The 15737-nt window shown below is 40.4% G+C and carries 15 protein-coding genes and 1 other annotated feature; of the genes, 4 read left to right on the forward strand and 11 right to left on the reverse strand.

Annotation, left to right across the window (positions count from 1 at the left end; genetic code table 11):
* Positions 1–771 precede the first annotated feature (771 nt).
* From H7F25_RS12145 to H7F25_RS12155, 3 genes are all read right to left on the reverse strand, one after another.
* The gene (locus tag H7F25_RS12145; protein ID WP_185853771.1) at positions 772–1338 is read right to left on the reverse strand and encodes a cysteine hydrolase family protein; all 567 of its coding nucleotides are present in this window, start codon (positions 1336–1338) and stop codon (positions 772–774) included.
* 388 nt (positions 1339–1726) lie between these two features.
* On the reverse strand, positions 1727–2275 hold the full coding sequence (locus H7F25_RS12150; RefSeq protein WP_024424843.1) for a hypothetical protein: 549 nt from the start codon (positions 2273–2275) through the stop codon (positions 1727–1729).
* A 396-nt stretch (positions 2276–2671) separates the two neighbouring features.
* Positions 2672–3313, reverse strand: a complete 642-nt coding sequence (locus tag H7F25_RS12155) for an esterase/lipase family protein (RefSeq protein ID WP_024424844.1) — start codon at positions 3311–3313, stop codon at positions 2672–2674.
* Between the two features lie 207 nt (positions 3314–3520).
* Between H7F25_RS12155 and H7F25_RS12160 the strand changes: the two genes are divergently transcribed.
* Positions 3521–3877 carry an antibiotic biosynthesis monooxygenase family protein gene (locus tag H7F25_RS12160; protein ID WP_122631869.1) on the forward strand — a complete coding sequence of 119 codons (357 nt, stop codon included), beginning with the start codon at positions 3521–3523 and terminating at the stop codon, positions 3875–3877.
* 83 nt (positions 3878–3960) lie between these two features.
* On the opposite strand, the gene tyrS is transcribed toward H7F25_RS12160, so the two are convergent.
* Together tyrS and acsA are read right to left on the reverse strand one after the other, a co-directional pair.
* The gene (gene tyrS / locus H7F25_RS12165; protein WP_025092286.1) at positions 3961–5229 is read right to left on the reverse strand and encodes a tyrosine--tRNA ligase; all 1269 of its coding nucleotides are present in this window, start codon (positions 5227–5229) and stop codon (positions 3961–3963) included.
* 52 nt (positions 5230–5281) lie between these two features.
* Positions 5282–5513, reverse strand: a binding site (T-box leader).
* A gap of 58 nt (positions 5514–5571) precedes the next feature.
* Entirely contained in the window at positions 5572–7296 is a 1725-nt protein-coding gene (gene acsA / locus H7F25_RS12170; RefSeq protein ID WP_024424847.1) for an acetate--CoA ligase, read from the reverse strand.
* A 155-nt stretch (positions 7297–7451) separates the two neighbouring features.
* Here acsA and H7F25_RS12175 point away from each other — a divergent pair, with 155 nt between their 5' ends.
* From H7F25_RS12175 to H7F25_RS12185, 3 genes are read left to right on the forward strand one after another with little or no spacing between them, the layout of a single operon-like run.
* Complete coding sequence (locus H7F25_RS12175) at positions 7452–8084, forward strand: GNAT family N-acetyltransferase (protein ID WP_185853772.1); 633 nt, start codon at positions 7452–7454, stop codon at positions 8082–8084.
* A gap of 39 nt (positions 8085–8123) precedes the next feature.
* The gene (locus tag H7F25_RS12180; RefSeq protein WP_024424849.1) at positions 8124–8765 is read left to right on the forward strand and encodes a CBS and ACT domain-containing protein; all 642 of its coding nucleotides are present in this window, start codon (positions 8124–8126) and stop codon (positions 8763–8765) included.
* Entirely contained in the window at positions 8762–9922 is a 1161-nt protein-coding gene (locus H7F25_RS12185) for an acetoin utilization protein AcuC (RefSeq protein ID WP_024424850.1), read from the forward strand. The genes H7F25_RS12180 and H7F25_RS12185 overlap by 4 nt, the downstream gene beginning before the upstream one ends.
* A 44-nt stretch (positions 9923–9966) precedes the next feature.
* Here H7F25_RS12185 and ccpA read toward each other — a convergent pair whose 3' ends face one another.
* From ccpA to murC, 6 genes are all read right to left on the reverse strand, one after another.
* Positions 9967–10968, reverse strand: a complete 1002-nt coding sequence (gene ccpA, locus H7F25_RS12190) for a catabolite control protein A (RefSeq protein WP_024424851.1) — start codon at positions 10966–10968, stop codon at positions 9967–9969.
* A 452-nt stretch (positions 10969–11420) separates the two neighbouring features.
* The gene (locus tag H7F25_RS12195; protein ID WP_056768228.1) at positions 11421–12497 is read right to left on the reverse strand and encodes a bifunctional 3-deoxy-7-phosphoheptulonate synthase/chorismate mutase; all 1077 of its coding nucleotides are present in this window, start codon (positions 12495–12497) and stop codon (positions 11421–11423) included.
* A gap of 221 nt (positions 12498–12718) precedes the next feature.
* Positions 12719–13042, reverse strand: coding sequence for a bacillithiol system redox-active protein YtxJ (ytxJ, locus tag H7F25_RS12200; RefSeq protein ID WP_024426177.1), 324 nt, complete (start codon positions 13040–13042; stop codon positions 12719–12721).
* A gap of 34 nt (positions 13043–13076) precedes the next feature.
* Positions 13077–13547 carry a YtxH domain-containing protein gene (locus tag H7F25_RS12205; RefSeq protein WP_185853773.1) on the reverse strand — a complete coding sequence of 157 codons (471 nt, stop codon included), beginning with the start codon at positions 13545–13547 and terminating at the stop codon, positions 13077–13079.
* Between the two features lie 26 nt (positions 13548–13573).
* Positions 13574–13993 (reverse strand): DUF948 domain-containing protein, encoded by a 420-nt coding sequence (locus H7F25_RS12210; RefSeq protein WP_024424855.1) that lies wholly within the window; start codon positions 13991–13993, stop codon positions 13574–13576.
* A gap of 222 nt (positions 13994–14215) precedes the next feature.
* Entirely contained in the window at positions 14216–15514 is a 1299-nt protein-coding gene (gene murC / locus H7F25_RS12215; protein ID WP_025092288.1) for a UDP-N-acetylmuramate--L-alanine ligase, read from the reverse strand.
* Between the last annotated feature and the right edge of the window lie 223 nt (positions 15515–15737).

Below are 15737 nucleotides of genomic sequence, written 5' to 3' on the forward strand. Positions count from 1 at the left end.
TTCCATTTTCAACACTTATTTTCCCCGGCTGCCTGCTCCATTCTTACTTCGATCAAACCTGTCTTGATTTTTAAATACAAATATAGGAAATAATTCATTGAATTGCCTATTTCCTATTGGTACAATAATGATGAATGACATATCAGTCGTATGGTCTTCTATAGTACTTAGATGGAGGAGTTCCATGTTTAGTATCATAATCATTCTATTCTTACTTTTAATCTTATCAGTGATCGCCTATTCTCTTTTAAGAAAAAAACAGGTTATCGATGAGCCGCCCAATAGATTTGCTGCATGTCTGTTTATCTTCCTGCTCTTTTTTTCTATCTGCTTTGTGATCGCGGTTCCATGTGTATTGCTATACATCGCCGTTTTAGGCGTGAATTTTCTTTTTGGAGAAACCATCACGTATGATTCGTTTTTTTCTTTGATCTCTTTCTCTTTGTTCGTGAGTATTATCATCGTTTTTTGGTCACCTTTCCTTCTATTCATAGGCAAAGGACTGGCTTATCTCCTTAAACTTCCTTTATGGCTCATTTATACTTTGGAATGGGTGAGTTCTTGGATCGTTTCACATCTCTCTATCAAGTATGTCCTTTACTTAAACTTAATGAATGTATCGATAGAGGATGACGGCCTATTGATTTTATCATTCTTTCTCAGTTTTTTATTTATTGAGATTGATCTCGTTTACTCACGTATGAAACAACGAAAACAATCGCTTAATACGCAAAAAAGCTCCTAGATATCTTTCTAGGAGCTTTCAATCGTTCATTCTTGACTTGTCCATTTTGTGATAAGCTGCTCTGTTGTCATAACAGTCGCAAATTCATCATGCAGGGTTGCAAGTGAAAGCCGGTGGATCGTTTCTGGGTCAAAACATGTACCGTTTTGATCTGTTAGTCCAAAGGCGGCTGTTGCATCTGAGATCAAGTACGTATCAAAGCCAAGATTTCCGCTCATTCTTGTGGTCGTTGATACGCAGTGAGGCGTTGTGAGTCCTGCAATTACGACCGTGTCAATCTGGTTGGATCTTAGATGTTCCTCTAAGTTAGTACCAATAAAGCTGCTGTTGACTTTCTTTTGTATTACTGTTTCTCCCTCTAGCGGGTTAGCCATATCTTTGAAAAGGTGCCCTTCATTTGCCGGATGAAATACAGAGTTCGGTTTGTCGGATGTATGCTGAATATGAATCACTTTCCAGCCTTTCTCTCGCCAAAACGTCAATAGCCGGCTGATATTTTCCTCTGCCTCTAGGTTATTGCGTTCTCCCCACTTTTCATGCTCGAACGCTTTTTGTACATCTACAATGATGAAAGCCTTTTGATTCGTTTTCACAAACGCCCACCTCCGAATATTCACATTCACTACATGTAGTGTAAGGAATAGCGGACGTTTTGTACATGTTTTTATTAAATTGAAAAAAGAACCTAGAAGTCATTTGCAGACTTACCAGCTTCTTTTTCAATGAATTTAATTTATTCTATTAGCATCTTTAAATTTGGAACGAAGTAAAAAAACAAAAAATACACTGACAATTATATAATATATTCCAATGATTGATGTACTGTTAGAAAAAACATCAAATAGTTTATCTGATTTGACCATAAACATCCATATGAAATAGATGATGAAAAAAGATAAAGGAAAATAAAGGAAATAACCTAAGAAATATAACTTTAGTTTTTGCATCATTGTCTTCCTCCTATTATATTAAGCCGGTTAATTATGCCCATGGACCTCTTCCCTCCATGCATTTAGCTGAATACCAAGTAAGGAAGGCTACTAAACCGATAACATTTCCCCCAATGCCAATCTTCAATAAAAGCTTAGCAGCTTCTTTATAAGCCTTCTTTTCAAGATAGCTCCAAAGACCACCAGTTAAAGCCACTTCTATCATTGCCACCCCAAAATGATCCTTTAATGAATCAATCATACAATCGCCCCAAGTTCCTTTAGCATCCTGAGTTTTTAAATCTGAAGACTTTTCTAATTGAATTCCACTTTGTTTTATTTCATTTTCTAAGATTGTAAATTCTTTTGTATCTCCAAATCTCTCTCTTAATTTTTCAAAATTAAAGCCAACCAACTGATTATTTTGATCATATATACTAGCTGTCTCCATTAAAAATTTTAAATCTTTAGCCAGTAAATTCACACTTTCTTCATTAGAGTTTGATTTGGCAGCTGCGATTGGTGAAGCAATAACGGAAAAACCCAAAAATAATGCTATCATAATAAAAGTTGTTTTTTTAAAGAATAATTTGTTTCTCATTATATCCCCCTTGAAATGCAATATTTAAAAATCTATATGTAATCTAAAGAGTGAACTTCTTAGATGAAACATTCGCTTCCCCCCTAACATCTACATACTATAACATCCTTTTCCATTCATTTATTGAGATAAAAGTTTTATTCTATAATGTATTATTTTCATATTTATATGCTCATACTAAAATTAAACCAATCAGCAAGTATAGAGCACCTCGTACATATTATTTATTAAACATACTAGTTATTAATCACTAGTCAAAACAACTACTATTATAATGATATTGTTATTACAAAGCGGGACTTTAATCTCCCTCTAGATTCATATTAAATATAAAAAACAATCTTTTTTCACCGTTAACAAAAAAAAGACAGCATATGCCGCTGTCTTTTCGTTTTTTTAATTCGTATTCTGTCCTCCGCCGTTCAGTCCTTCTTTAATGTAGCCTTTCACTTGGCTTGAGGTTAATAGACCGATATGGCCAACGCCATGGATCAGAACGTTTCTTGCGCCAATTAAACGAGAGAGGCTGTTGACGACGATGAGATCAGCTGAGCTGTAGACAGATGTGTAAAGAATTTTTTGATTTGGATCTGTGCCTGGTAATGCTCTGCTTGAAACGAGTCCGTTTGCTCCACCAATTGTGACAACGTTTTCAATTTTATCGCCGCCATCTAGATTCTTAATATAGTATAATGTGTTCGCTCCGCCCATACTATGAGCCACAATATCTACTTTTTTGGCACCCGTTTTATCTAACACATCTTTGACGAATCTGGATAGACGCGGACCATTGTTGCGGTTATTTCCTGTTTTGTCTATGAAATCGATAGCATACAATTGGTTTCGATCCCAGCCTTGTGTGGCCAAATAACTTTTAATAGAAAAAAAGTTATAAGAGGCACCGCCAATGCCGTGTACCATCACAACCGGATTATGCTCAGCCGCCTTCACCTCTTTCGGCTGGATAAAAGCCATTGAACCAATCACCAATGCAAGCGCAATGAGAATTTGCAAACTCCTTTTCTTAACAAACATCACTTTCATTCCCCCTTATTCATCTTATACGACTCTATTTTATACAAGAAAAATATGTCAGAAAAGTGAACAAGGTAATGTTTATGAGATGATTTTACAAAAATATAAATAATCAAAAAGCACCTTGGACTTTTTTAAATTCAAACAAAAAGACTACGAGACCTTCTTTCTTTCATATATAATATCAATAGACTAAGGAGGTTCTACTAGATGCTATTTACTCAAACACCTGCACCACCCTATTATGCCGTGATTTTCACATCAAAACGAACAAATGTCGAACAGAAACAATACGATGCGGCTGCTCAAAAAATGGAAGAATTAGCGAAAGATCTAGATGGATTTCTTGGAATAGAAAGTGTACGAGATGAACATGGTGTTGGAATCACTGTCTCTTACTGGGATTCATTAGAAGCCATCAAAGAATGGAAAGCACATACAGCACATCAGCGTGTTCAAAAAAAGGGGAAAAAAGATTGGTATGAATCCTATACAACCCGAATTTGTAAGGTAGAACATGCTTATACAAACAAAGATTCACACCTTGAACAAGAAGCAGACGAATGAGCTACTTCTACATAAAAAAGAAAAACACCTCAATGTATACGAACATTTGAGGTGCTTTTCCATGATGCTTACTGTTTCATACTTTATTTATACGTTACGAGGAAGTATTTCTTTTTCCCTCTTCTTAAAACGGTAAATTGGTTTTCAATTCGGTCGTCAGCGGAAAGAACATAATCTTTATCCGTTTGTCTCTCTCCGTTAATGGAGACAGCACCATTTGTGATATCTTCACGTGCTTGACGCTTTGATGGAGACAGCTTTGATTCCACAAGGATATCGACTAGTGTTAATTCTTCTGTGCTGCTTTTCTCCATTGATGGAACATCCTTAAAGCCTACTTTCACTTCTTCAGCTGTAAGAGATTTGATCTCACCTTTAAATAGCGCATTTGAGATGTTAACAGCCTGTTCTAGTGATTCACGGCCATGTACAAGTGTTGTCACTTCCTCTGCTAAACGGCGCTGCGCTTCACGCTTTTCAGGTGCTGTTTGCACTTTTTCTTCGTACGATGCGATCTCTTCTTTTGATAAGAACGTAAAGTATTTTAAGTATTTCACGACATCACGGTCATCTGTGTTGATCCAGAATTGGTAGAACTCGTATGGAGACGTTTTTTCTTTATCTAACCAGATGGCGCCGCCTTCTGTTTTACCAAACTTTGTGCCGTCTGCTTTTGTGACAAGCGGCATCGTCAGACCAAATGCTTTTGCCCCTTCTGCTTCAGACTTACGGATCAGCTCAAGTCCAGATGTGATATTTCCCCACTGGTCACTTCCGCCAATTTGCAGCTTACAATTTTCATTTCTGTAAAGATTTAAGAAGTCTAAAGACTGCAGGATGACGTAGCTGAATTCTGTGTAAGAAATCCCTGTTTCGATACGTGAGCTCACGATATCTTTTGCCAGCATGAAGTTTACACCAAAGTTCTTTCCAACATCACGAAGGAACGTGATGACATTCATTTGGCTGATCCAGTCGTAGTTATTCACGATAACGGCTGGATTCTCCCCTGCTTCAAAATCAAGAAATTGAGACAGCTGTCCTTTGATTTTTTCTGACCACTGTTCGACGATTTCTGCTGGGTTGAGTGAACGTTCTGCTTTTTTGAAGCTAGGGTCGCCGATTAGTCCAGTTGCGCCGCCAACAAGAGCAATCGGATGATGACCTGCTTCTTGGAATCTGCGTAATGTTAAAATTGGCAATAGATGACCAATGTGTAAGCTGTCAGCTGTCGGATCAAAGCCGGAGTATAGTTTGATTTTTTCTTCTGCTAATAATTTTGTTAAACCTTCTTCATCTGTTTGCTGCTGAATTAATCCTCTGAACGATAGCTCTTCCATCAATTGACTCATTTTCAAATCTCCTTTTTTTACAATTCAACAAAAAAACGCCCCTTCGAATGAACGAAGGGACGATATATATCGCGGTACCACCCTGCTTAAAAGACAAAAAATCTCGTCTTTTCACTTACACTGATAACGGACAGATCCGTTCTTTCACTAATCAGGGCATGCTCCTTTTCGTAAAAGCGGTTCGTGAGGGTAATTCGAATATCTCTTTGTACTGACTCGCACCAGCCGTCAGCTCTCTTCAACAGGGAAAGATCATTCTACTGAATCTCAGTCAAAACCTTTTCATATTCAACTAATGTCATTTTTAACACACTTTTGATATCAAGTCAACTGATGAAAAAATTAATCTTCCATTGTCGAAAGGTCGCCAGCAGGTAAATTCAGCTCCCACGCCTTTAGCACACGTCTCATAATTTTTCCGCTTCTCGTTTTCGGCAGTTTGTCTTTAAACTCAATTTCTCGCGGTGCCGCATGTGCTGCGAGTCCTTTTTTCACAAATGTACGAATCTCTTCTTTCAGCTCATCTGTCGGCTCATATCCGCTTCTAAGCGCTATAAATGCTTTAATAATTTCACCGCGGACCGGATCTGGCTTTCCAATGACACCAGCCTCCGCAATAGCTGGATGTTCGACCAGTTTACTTTCCACCTCAAATGGACCGACCCGCTCTCCTGACGTCATGATGACATCATCGACACGTCCCTGGAACCAAAAGTATCCGTCTTCGTCCATATAAGCTGAATCTCCTGAAACATACCAATCTCCCGGCATAAAGTAAGATTCATATTTTTCAGGATTGTTCCAGATCGTATACATCATAGAAGGCCAGCCTTTTTTAATCGCAAGGTTGCCCATCCGGTATGGCGGAAGTTCATTTCCTGCATTATCGACAATTGCCGCTTCTACGCCTGGAATTGGTTTTCCCATCGAGCCTGGCTTGATGTCCATGCATGGATAATTACAAATCAGCTGGGCACCGGTTTCTGTCATCCACCAAGTGTCGTGAATTCGCTTGCCAAAAACAGCATCTCCCCAGCGGATGACTTCTGGATTAAGCGGCTCTCCCACACTTAAAACATGACGGAGCGAGCTGAGGTCATATTTTTGAATGAGATCATCCCCTGCCCCCATGAGCATTCTAAAGGCGGTCGGGGCACTGTACCAAACGGTTACACCGAGTGATTCAATGGTTTCATACCACGTATCAGGATTAAACCGGCCGCCTAAAATCACATTCGTCGCCCCATTTAACCACGGTGAAAAAATACCGTACACTGTGCCTGTAACCCAGCCTGGATCAGCTGTACACCAGTAAACGTCATCCTCTTTCAAGTCAAGCACCCATTTACCAGTCTGGCCTTGCTGGACCATTGCACCATGGACATGAAGCACACCTTTTGGCGTACCAGTAGATCCTGATGTGTAATGAAGCAGGAAGCCGTCTTTTTCATCCATCCATTCAATCTCAAGCTCCTTTGCTGCCTCCTCAAACGCCTTTTCATAGTGAATTGTCCGCACACCATCGACGTCTTCGTTTTCACCGCCGACAATGACGACAGATTCAAGCTTCGGAAGCTCTGCAAATGGAATTCGCTCGAGCAGATCAGGTGTTGTCACGATCACCTTTGCCTCGCTATTCTCTAAACGGTCTTTGACAGCACCTTCCATAAATGCCTCAAATAACGGGCCAACGATCGCTCCAATTTTAACTGCACCAAGCAGAAGAAAATAGAGCTCAGGTGATCTTGGCATAAAGATAAACACGCGATCCCCTTTTTCTACATGTGCCTTTTCTCTGAATAGATTTCCCGCTTTGTTTGTGTTGATTTTCATATCCCTGAACGTATACTTTTCATCCCGCTGTGAATCTTTGTAGTGAAGCGCCACCTTGTTCTGACGAAACGAGTCCGCATGTCTGTCAATCGCTTCATAGGCTGCATTTATTTTTCCTGTTTCATACCAGGAGAAGTTTTTTCTAGCTTCCTCCCATGAAAAATCTTTGTATGCCTGCTCATAATCATTTAAATGATAATCCCCTTTTACTGATGGTAGCGTTTCCAATTTCATCAAACAGTCCCCCTTTGCATACGTTTACAATGACCATTATAGTATAGATGACTTTTTTTCTCAATTTTTAAAAAACTTCTGATGAAACCGTTTTAATTATTGCAAGATTTAAGATAGAATAGAGACGACTCACTAGAATTAGGGGCGGTGGATACGTGGAGCATCCTAAAACTTATTATTCAAAAACCATTGAGCGAGAAACAGGTTCCATCCTGATTGAAGGACCGGTACCTGCATCAGAGCTTGCGAACTATACGTTTCATGAAGGACTAACGGCATTTCGCACGCCTGAGGAACAGAAACAAGCACTTGTTGAAATAGCAGATCTTCCAGAAGGACGTATTATCATTGCAAGAGCGAATGAGCTTGTCGTAGGCTATGTCACGTATTTGTATCCTGATCCACTTGAGCGCTGGTCAGAGGGCAAAATGGAGAATTTAATTGAGCTTGGCGCGATTGAGGTCGCTCCTCCATTTAGAGGATGCTCACTTGGCAAGCATTTGCTTGATGTGAGCATGATGGATGAGCAAATGGAGAATTACATCATCATTACAACTGAATATTACTGGCATTGGGATTTAAAGGGGACAAAGAAAAACGTTTGGGAGTACCGCAAAATGATGGAGAAAATGATGAACGCAGGCGGTCTTGTCTGGTTTGCAACAGACGAGCCAGAGATTAGCTCACATCCAGCCAATTGTTTAATGGCCAGAATTGGGAAACATGTGAGTCCTGATTCGATCGAGCGTTTCGATCGTCTTCGCTTCCATCAGCGTTTTATGTATTAACGTTCAATTCGTTTTTTTGGCAAAGGGGATTGGTAAATAATGATGATTGAACAAATTATGGAGCGTGATGTGATCACGCTGCGAAAAACCGATACGATTGAAGAGGCCATTCAAAAAATGAGTGCACACCACATCCGGCATATTCCGATCGTATCTGATCAAGGATCTGTCATTGGGATGGTGACAGATCGGGATATTAAAAATGCCAGTCCAAGTATTTTTGAAACAGAGAAAAGGAAGCTCTTTATTCAGCGGCCGGTAGAAGAGATCATGGTATTAGAGACGATCACGGCTCACCCGCTTGATTTCGTTGAGGAGATATCAAGTGTCTTTTTTGAGCACGGAATTGGCTGTCTTCCAGTGGTGAGACGCGGCAAGCTTGTAGGCATTATCACAAAAACAGATCTGCTTCGTACGTTTGTAAGACTGACAGGTGCAGATCAGCCTGGGTCGCACTTAGAGGTTGAAGTCGAGCAAATGACAGAAGGCCTCGCAGACATTACGGCCATTTTAAAGGAGCAGCATATTCAATTGCTGAGTGTGCTTGTGTATCCGCATGCCAATGAGGCATCTAAAGTACTCGTCTTCCGCCTTCAAACCATTCATGCAGATCATGTGACGAAGCTGATTCGCGCAAAAGGCTATAAAGTGCTCTGGCCTATGGAGCAGACGATCAAATGAAGGAAGCGACCTTTGTTTTTTCACCATCTTTTCAAACGTACCAATTTAACCAAGATCATCCCTTCAATCAGCTTCGGGTCTACTTAACTTATGATCTTCTTCAAAAAATGAAGGCGTTAACAGAGGATGAGATCGTCGCACCGCGTATGGCTACTCTGGAGGAATTAAAGCTCGTCCATACAGCAGATTATATCCAGGCTGTGCAGCGGGCAAGTGAAGGAAAGCTGTCTACAGCAGAGGGTGAACGCTACGGTCTTGGCACTGAGGATACACCAATGTTCGCAGGCATGCATGAGGCGGCATCTCTTCTTGTTGGCGGAACATTAACAGCGGTTGACCAAGTGATGCTCGGGCATTCGCAGCATGCCCTCAATCTTGGCGGCGGGCTTCACCACGGATTCAAAGGGCGTGCATCTGGCTTTTGTATTTATAATGACAGCTCTGTGGCGATTCAATATATTCAAAAGACATATGGCGCTAGAATTTTATATATTGATACGGATGCTCATCACGGCGATGGTGTCCAGTTCAGCTTCTATGACGACCCAGAGGTATGTACAGTCTCCATTCATGAAACGGGACGCTACTTGTTCCCTGGAACCGGACAAGTACAGGAAAGAGGCCACGATAAAGGCTATGGCTACGCCTATAATATTCCGCTAGATGCATTTACGGAAGATGAATCGTTCCTCGAAGCATACCGAACAGCAGTGACTGAGATTGCTGCTTTTTTTAAACCAGATGTGATTTTGACGCAAAATGGGGCAGATGCACACTACTATGACCCGTTAACTCATTTATCTGCCACCATGAAAATATATGAAGAAATTCCTAGACTTGCTCATGAGCTTGCGCATCAATATTGTGACGGCAAGTGGATCGCTGTTGGCGGAGGGGGATATGATATTTGGCGCGTCGTTCCAAGAGCGTGGAGCCGCATTTGGCTTGAGATGAAAGGCATTACACCGCCAGATGAGCTCCCTCAGGACTGGATTCAGGCATGGAATAAGCAATCGCCTGTTACCCTTCCACCTACATGGAAAGATCCTGACGATTTATATCCACCGATCCCAAGAAAAGCAGAAATCACAGAAAAAAATGCTCAAACAGTAGAAAAAGCACTCATGCCTGTTAGAAGAGAAAAGAAAAAGGCATAAGAAAAGCAGGCTTTCCCTCATAAGGTAAGCCTGCTTTTTTTGTTTTATTTTGTTGATTGTCTTTCTTCAATTCTGTGCGGAAGCTCAACAATTTGATCGTCCACTTGTTCTTTGTTCATCAGTTTTGTGAGCAGTCTCATGGCAACAGCACCAATATCATATGTCGGCTGAACAACTGTTGTCAGCTGAGGACGCACCATGAGTGAAAGTCTTGTATTATCAAAGCCAATCACTTCTAAATCTTCAGGAATGGAGACCCCTCTGTCTTGTGCTCCGTGAATGACACCTAGCGCCATTTCATCTGTAGCTGCGATAACAGCTGTCGGTTTGTCAGACTGCTCAAGCAGATGAGCAAGTGCTTCAATTCCAGAGTCATAAGAGTAATCACCTTCAGCGACAAGTGCATCGTCAAACGCGATACCTGCTTCTTCAAGCGCACGCTTATAACCTGCAAGCTTTCTCACGGAATTAATTGGCTCTGACATTGGACCAGAAACAAACGCAATTCGTTTATGTCCTTTTTCAACTAACAGCTGAACGGAATCATAAATCGCCTGCTCATAGTTGATGTTAACCGATGGTGTTTGAGCCTGTTCTTCAACAGATGCTGCAAGCACAATCGGTACAGGAGAGCGCTTAAATTCTTCCACATGCACATCTGTGATGTTTCCGCCCATAAAGACAATTCCGTCTACTTGTTTGCCCAGCATCGTATTTAACAAATGAAGCTCTTTATCCGTATTTTGATCTGAGTTACTTAAAATGATGTTGTATTTATACATCGTGGCGATATCTTCAATACCGCGTGCTAATTCTGAATAGAAGATACTAGAAATATCAGGGATGATGACCCCAACTGTCGTTGTTTTTTTACTTGCAAGGCCTCGTGCCACTGCATTTGGACGATAGCCAAGGCGATCAATCGCTTCAAGCACCTTTTTTCTTGTTGTTGGTTTTACGTTTGGATTACCATTTACTACGCGTGATACCGTTGCCATACTTACATTTGCTTCTCTTGCTACATCATATATTGTAACATTATTCACATAAATCACTCCTTCAAATACACTTCATATCTATAGCATTCACCAATTGGATAGAGACATGTCAGATACGAGGAAAATAATATCCTATTTGTCATTAAAACGATGAAAAGAGACACATAATTTTTCAATCTACATCAAAATGACATTCTTTTATGAAATTATACACGTTTTTTTGTCATATGAAAACGTTCCCTTTCTTTTTATAACTAAATTAAACAAACTTTAATCAGCTTGTTACCTGTAATTTGAATCATATTTCATAAAAAAGCATCGAGAACGCCAGCTATGACAATGATCTTAGCAGATTCTATCGAATTTTAAAAATGAAAACATTGTGAACAAGCACTTTTTGGGCTTGCAATGTGCTTTCTTCCTTTCATTCCCAAACCTCATGGTATTTTTTCCATAAAAAAACCGCCGGGCAGTCATCCGGCGGCTATTTCTATCTATGATTACGCGTGAATGTTGACAAGTGGTCTTAACGCATCTAACCATTTTTCGAATTGTGGAATGTCCATTTGCTGCGCTGAATCAGATAGAGCAACAGATGGATCTGGATGTACTTCTGCCATGACACCGTCTGCTCCAATCGCAAGAGCTGCTTTTGCTGTTGGAAGGAGAAGATCTCTACGTCCAGTTGAATGCGTCACATCAACGAAGACTGGTAAATGTGTCTCTTGTTTCAAGATTGGCACTGCCGAGATATCTAGTGTATTTCTTGTCGCTGTTTCGTATGTGCGGATACCGCGCTCGCAAAGGATGATTTGATCATTTCCTTGGGCGATGATGTATTCAGCTGCATTGATGAATTCTGAAATGGTCGCTGCAAGACCGCGTTTTAAAAGAACTGGTTTCTTCACGGAACCGGCTTCTTTTAATAGCTCGAAGTTTTGCATGTTACGTGCCCCAATTTGGATGACATCGATATGCTCAATCGCTTCTTCAATATGAGCAGGATTGACAATTTCACTAATGACAGCAAGACCGTATTCATCCGCTACACGCTTTAGAATCTTTAGACCATCTACACCAAGTCCTTGGAAATCATATGGACTTGTGCGAGGTTTAAATGCGCCACCGCGAAGTAGTTTTAATCCCTGCTGTTTTGCTGCTGCCGCTACTTCTGCGACTTGCTCGTAGCTTTCAACGGCACATGGTCCAACGATGAAACGCTGCTTTCCATCACCGATCGCTTCCCCATTGATATTCACGATTGTGTTTTCTGGTTTTTTCTTACGAGAAACAAGAAGTGCTTTGCTGTGGTCATCTTCTTGAAGCTCTAGACCTGCTTTGAAAATCTCTTTGAAAATATGTTGAATCGTTGAATTTTCAAATGGCCCATCATTTTCTTCAAGAATTTGGTTCAGCATTGTGCGCTCTCTGACAGGATCATAACGGTTGACACCTTGCGCTTCTTTCGCTTTTCCAATTTCTTTGACAATGTTTCCTCTGTCATTGATCAGTTTTAAGATTTGAAGATTTAGTTCATCTGCTTGCTGCCTCAATTTTTCTAATTCATTGTTGCTCATTTTTGTCATCCTTTCCTCTGCCTGCTCTCGCTTTTTATTTTTTCATTCTTGCATGATAGGGTTTATTATAAACAAAGATTTCGGAATTGTCACGAAAATTTTCTTTATTACCCAAACGCTTTTAAGCGGTAAAGTATCGTATGTAAGATTATAGCATACTTTTTGTTCAAGTAAACCTTTTTTATAAAAAAAACGTCAGCCGCTGCTGACGTTTCTTTCTTTTACAGATTATGTTCAAGCGCTTCTTTTGTAATGCTTGAGTGAGAAGCATGCCATTTTACTTTTCCACCGCTAAAGATGAGTGCCTGCGGACTTTCATGCTTTACTCCAGACTTTTCCGTCACATAGGATGAAAGCTCTCTCGTGTTTTGAATTTGTAAGAAATACGCAGGTACATCTTCATGTGCAGACGCAAATGCTTCAAACTCTTGAAAAGCCGCTTGGCTGATCGGACATGTCAAACTGTGCTTAAAAAAGACAAAGGTCCCATCTTGATTCGTTAGTTGATCAAACTGTTCTTCTGTTTCAATGAGTTGTTTTGACATGATGTTCTCCTTCTTCACTTCTTAGCAGTGAGCGTTAGCCTTTAGTAGATTGTTCTACTTTTTCTTTGACATCTTTGATGCCGTCTTCAATTTCTGACTTTGCTTCTTGTGCTCGTACTTTTGCTTCATCTGCTGCATCAGATGCTTCGCTTGCCAAATCCGCTGCCGCATCTTCTGCTTCACTTTTCACTTTATTAGCTTTTCCAGCTGCTCGCTCTTTTATGTCTTTCACTTTGTCTAAAATCTGGTTTGACTGCTCTGCTACAAGCTGAGACAATTCAGACGTTTTATCTTTCGCAATCGTCACATATTCAGTGCCTCTTTCTTTTGCATCTGTTGTGAGCCGGTCTGTTTTTTCTTTTAACGCATTCGCTTGGGTGTTCAAATCATCGCGAAGCTCTTTCCCTGACTTCGGTGCTAAAAATAATGCTGTTGTTGCACCAACAATTCCACCAATAAGTGTTCCGATCAAAAAGTCTTTGCTATTGATTCCGTCTTTGCTCATGATTATTCCTCCTATGCGAATATGGTTTATTTTTGGTGTTTACGCTGTTTCCATTTTTTATAAATTTCAAGTGCTGCGTTACTCCAGCTAACCACATCCGTCACTTTTTCTTGATTTCTTTCAACGGATGAAGAAACCGCACCAGCTGCCTGCTTTATGCTTGTATTAAATTGGTTGATCGAGCCGCCAATTCCCTGCACCGCATCCACAACTGTATTGAGTTTTGCTGATTTGTCTTGAATATCTTCAGCAAGCTGATTCGTCTTATGTAGCAACTGTGCTGTCTCTGTGGTGATGCCTTGCATCTGACCTTCAAGACCTTCTAAAGTTGATGCAACATTCTTTAATGTCAGCTGTAAGGATTTTAATGTTTTGGACAAATAGATGACAAGAATGAGGAAAGCAATTGCGATCAGTGCAACGCTTAGATATAGAATAATAATCATCTGATACCTCCTTTGCTGCGGGCATATTCAATTCATTACCCTCTCGTTGTATCATTCAAACATCGCCTAGAATGACCGATTGAATAATAATTCTACACTTATTCGCTAATTCCTGTCCACAGCGAACGAAAAAAAGCGGCACATGTTGACACATTTAGCCCTTTTGTCACATTTTATTCAAAATAAAAAAAGTGCCGTTTGAAACGGCACTTTTTTAAGCATTTATACAGCGACTTTTTCATAAGCACGCAAATATTTCTGAATGTCTCCTGCTCCCATAAAGATCAGAATCGCATCTTCGTGCGTTTTCAGCACAGATGTATCTTCTTCCTCAATTAATTGGGCCTGCGGGATTTTTTCTCGTAAATCTTCAATGCTCAGCTTCCCAATGTTTTCGCGGGCTGAACCGAAAATATCACAAAGGTAGACATAGTCGGCTTTCTTTAGACTGTCAGCAAATTCACTTAAGAATTGCTGTGTACGTGTGAACGTATGCGGCTGGAAGACAGCCACAATATCACGGTCCGGATATTTTTGGCGGGCTGCTTCAATCGTGACTTCAATTTCAGTTGGATGATGTGCATAATCGTCAATTAAGACCTGCTCACCGACCACTTTTTCATTAAAGCGTCGTTTCACACCGCCAAATGTCGTTAATGCGCCTTTGATAAGTTCTACATCAATGGACTCATAGTGACATAATGCGATGACAGCTAACGAGTTGAGGACATTATGATTTCCATAGGCAGGAATGTAGAAGGTATCATAAAACGTATTGCGTACAAATACATCAAATGTAGTGCCTTCCGTATTTTTCACAACATTGCGAGCTTGGAAATCATTTTCTTCGTTGAAACCGTAGTACACAACAGGTACCTTCGCTTGAATTTTTGGCAAGTGCTCATCATCACCACAGGCAATAATGGCTTTTTTCACTTGAAGCGCCATGTTTTGAAATGCATCAAACACGTCATCAATATCCGAGAAATAATCAGGGTGATCAAAATCAATATTGGTCATGATCGCATAGTCTGGATGATAGCTGAGGAAGTGTCTGCGGTATTCGCATGCTTCAAATACAAAATACTCGCTGTTTTCTTTCCCCATTCCAGATCCATCACCGATTAAGTACGAAGTAGGTTTGGCTGCCTGCATGACGTGAGCAAGCAGTCCTGTTGTCGATGTTTTTCCATGAGCACCAGTAATCGCAACGTTTGTGAATGAATCCATGTATTCTCCAAGGAATTTATGGTAGCGAATGACAGGAATCCCTTCAGAAAGGGCACGTTCAATCTCAGGGTGTGTATCAGGGAATGCATTTCCTGCGATGACCGTCATCCCTGGCTGAATATTGTCTGGGTCAAATGGTAGAATTTTAATATTTCGTTCTTCTAATGCTTTTTGTGTAAAGATATGTTTTTCGATATCCGATCCTTGGACAGTATACCCAGTATCATGAAGAATTTGGGCCAGTGGACTCATACCTGTCCCTTTTATTCCAACAAAATGATAAACAGTCATAATTGTACCTCCAACAAACGTCTATCTGACTTACAGTATATGACGCTCATTTCAATTTGCAACTTGTGATTTTTGCCTCTAGCTGATCACAGATCGCAGCTCCAAATAAAGATTTTTTTCCGATCTTCCTATTCTAATCAATATTAACTATGATTAGTATCCGACAACTTTCCCATTTCTAACACCTGTTTCCGCTTATTTTACATTAAAAAGCGTTCTGGCA

This window comes from Bacillus sp. PAMC28571 (assembly GCF_014250435.1).
Lineage (GTDB): Bacteria > Bacillota > Bacilli > Bacillales > Bacillaceae > Bacillus > Bacillus safensis.

What these genes read in the sequence shown, in the direction of transcription:
- H7F25_RS12180 (WP_024424849.1), top strand. Translation starts at nt 8,124, where the DNA reads ATGATGATTGAACAAATTATGGAGCGTGATGTGATCACGCTGCGAAAA.
- murC (WP_025092288.1), bottom strand. Translation starts at nt 15,514, where the DNA reads ATGACTGTTTATCATTTTGTTGGAATAAAAGGGACAGGTATGAGTCCA.
- acsA (WP_024424847.1), bottom strand. Translation starts at nt 7,296, where the DNA reads ATGAAATTGGAAACGCTACCATCAGTAAAAGGGGATTATCATTTAAAT.
- tyrS (WP_025092286.1), bottom strand. Translation starts at nt 5,229, where the DNA reads ATGAGTCAATTGATGGAAGAGCTATCGTTCAGAGGATTAATTCAGCAG.
- H7F25_RS12210 (WP_024424855.1), bottom strand. Translation starts at nt 13,993, where the DNA reads ATGATTATTATTCTATATCTAAGCGTTGCACTGATCGCAATTGCTTTC.
- ytxJ (WP_024426177.1), bottom strand. Translation starts at nt 13,042, where the DNA reads ATGTCAAAACAACTCATTGAAACAGAAGAACAGTTTGATCAACTAACG.
- H7F25_RS12160 (WP_122631869.1), top strand. Translation starts at nt 3,521, where the DNA reads ATGCTATTTACTCAAACACCTGCACCACCCTATTATGCCGTGATTTTC.
- H7F25_RS12205 (WP_185853773.1), bottom strand. Translation starts at nt 13,547, where the DNA reads ATGAGCAAAGACGGAATCAATAGCAAAGACTTTTTGATCGGAACACTT.
- H7F25_RS12150 (WP_024424843.1), bottom strand. Translation starts at nt 2,275, where the DNA reads ATGAGAAACAAATTATTCTTTAAAAAAACAACTTTTATTATGATAGCA.
- H7F25_RS12195 (WP_056768228.1), bottom strand. Translation starts at nt 12,497, where the DNA reads ATGAGCAACAATGAATTAGAAAAATTGAGGCAGCAAGCAGATGAACTA.
- H7F25_RS12185 (WP_024424850.1), top strand. Translation starts at nt 8,762, where the DNA reads ATGAAGGAAGCGACCTTTGTTTTTTCACCATCTTTTCAAACGTACCAA.